The organism is Candidatus Acidiferrales bacterium (assembly GCA_036514995.1).
Lineage (GTDB): Bacteria > Acidobacteriota > Terriglobia > Acidiferrales > DATBWB01 > DATBWB01.
This window is the reverse complement of sequence record DATBWB010000220.1, coordinates 1-2,256: the sequence shown is the minus strand read 5'-3', so window position 1 is coordinate 2,256 and position 2,256 is coordinate 1. Positions and strand designations below refer to the sequence as shown.

General features: G+C 58.8%; 2 protein-coding genes and 1 other RNA gene. 2 read left to right on the top strand and 1 reads right to left on the bottom strand.

What is annotated here, in order from left to right; translation table 11 throughout:
- Window positions 1-171: 171 nt before the first annotated feature.
- An RNA gene (gene rnpB / locus VIH17_14165) (RNase P RNA component class A) lies at window positions 172-600 on the bottom strand.
- Between the two features lie 336 nt (window positions 601-936).
- Between rnpB and VIH17_14160 the strand changes: the two genes are divergently transcribed.
- Both VIH17_14160 and VIH17_14155 read left to right on the top strand, forming a co-directional pair.
- Window positions 937-1,629, top strand: a complete 693-nt coding sequence (locus VIH17_14160) for a class I SAM-dependent methyltransferase (GenBank protein ID HEY4684379.1) — start codon at window positions 937-939, stop codon at window positions 1,627-1,629.
- Between the two features lie 397 nt (window positions 1,630-2,026).
- On the top strand, window positions 2,027-2,256 hold a 230-nt coding region (locus VIH17_14155), incomplete at its 3' end, for a hypothetical protein (GenBank protein HEY4684378.1).

Genomic DNA, 2,256 nt, shown 5'->3' with positions numbered 1-2,256 from the left:
CGATGGTGCCGACGAGCGCGTCACCTCTTTTGCGTCGAAGCTCACCGGTAATGTTCCGGGCGCGTTGGCCGGTCATCTCGGGATCGTCGTGTTTTACAAGGCGGGCTTTTTTATGCGACATCCATCTCTCCTTGGTCCGTCGCCGGCATGTTGTATCCGATTGGAAGAGAAGTGGCGAGCAGGTCTGTAAGCCGGATTCTGTCTCAGCGCCGAAGCTCGGCGCCAAGGGCGATCATTCCTCTGGCCCCGGCATTGCTACCGGGTTCAAGCGGCCTACCCGAGGGTTGTGTCCATCGTGTCCCGCCGGAGCGGGAACTTCAAGGACTCGAGCCGGGCCAGCTCTCCCCTCCTATTTGGCCTTGCTCCGTGTGGGGTTTACCTTGCCCCCGATGTCGCCATCGGAGCGGTGCGCTCTTACCGCACCTTTTCACCCTTATCCCGATATGATCGGGACGGTATGTTTTCTGTGGCACTTTCCGTGAGCCAGCCTTTGAGACTGGCCCCCTGGCCGTTAGCCAGCACACTGCCCTTCGGAGTCCGGACTTTCCTCCCAGGAAGCTCGACGAATCGAGTCCCCCGAGCGATCGCCCGACCTGCTCGCCAAAAGCAATTATAAGCCCCTTGCTTCGGTGGCACAACAAGCGGTGCCTCTTGGGTAGCCTGCTCCCCATTTCACCTTACTGCATCCCTCTGGGCCAAAAGAAACGATTTCGGCACACTCTCGAAGAATTCGGCTGCTCCATTGATGGAAACCAGATACGGGAGTACGATTCGCAAAGCCTTGGCTGTTTAGCATCATGAGATTCAGTTGCGAGGAGGTCAGGGAGCTTGGCCTTTGGTCGGACGATTCGCTCGAGGAGTCGGCGTAGGCCATCCAGTAATGGCTACACCTTGCTTGCACACTTCTACGACCAGTTGCAGGTTCAAGCCCCTGGAATGAACCGTTATGCCCGTCAGAAAGTGCTGGGCAAGATTCTGCCGCGAGTACGCTCGGTGTGTGACCTGGGGTGCGGGACGGGCACGACTGCGTTGGAATTTGCACGGCGTGGACTGAAGGTTTACGCGGTCGATCTCTCGCCTACGATGTGCCGCCAAGCCCGACAGAAAGCCCGCCGCGCGCGACTTCGTGTGCGTGTGATTTGCGCCGATATGGGTGCGTTCCGCCTCCCCGAGCAGGTCGATCTGGTGACCTGCGAATTCAATCCCCTGAATCACCTGCCCCGCAAAGGAGACCTCAGCGGCGTGGCGCGCTCGGTGGCAAGGGCTCTCCACCCTGGAGGCCACTTCTACTTCGACCTCAACACCCGGCGCTCGCTGGAAGAGCTCTACCCTTCCACGCATTGGTTCGAGAAGCGCAATTTCTGCATGCTTCTTCACGGTGGCTACGACCGCCGGCGCAAGAAAGGCTGGTTGGATATCGAGTGGTTCTTGCCCGAAGGGAAATTATGGCGGCGTCACCGCGAACACATGGAGGATGTCTGGTGGACAGACGATGAAATTCGCCGTACCTTGCGTCGCGCCGGCTTTCAGCAGATCCGAGCCTGGGACGCGGTGAAGGTCAGGCCTCCTTCTCTCAAGAGCCGCCCAGGCTACGACATTTACTACCTGGCTCAAAAATCCCATCACTAGCTGGAGCACACGTTAGGCGAAGAGCCATTCTCACCTCAGCCTCTAGTGCCGTTCCAACTATTTGGGGCCATTTTCCGCAAGTCACACGGCATGCTTTATTGATCATCCAGGATCGAGATGTATAGGCTCATCAAGTTGGAACGGCACTAGCCGCCAGGATGATTCCCAGCGAGCTAGACCTTGCCGACCGTCGGAGAATCGAATATCAAGCGCTGCTCCTCTACGGCCGTACGCCACAAACATGCGTAAGAGGCTGGCTTTTGGCGCGGCCGACTCCAGAGCCGGCAAGGCTGGAAGGCGACTAACGCGCGCCGATTGACTTGACTATGGGCGCGGCCTAGGATGGCTGGCCGCGAGGAAATCTCGCGCAGCGCTCGCACCCAAAGGGAGGACGTTCATGCACATCTTCTTGGGAACGACGTATCAAGCCATCAGTAGGATTGCAATTCTCGTCTTGCTGGTTGTTGCGGGGCTGCCGAGCACAGCGGGCACGCGGACTAAGCCACCGGTTATGAAGCCGACGGTTGCCGAGGCGCGGGTCTTCATCGAACAGGCGGAGAAGCGCCTCCTCGAGCTTTCCATCAAAGCGGAGCGCGTTTCCTGGGTGCAGAGCACCTACATCACTGA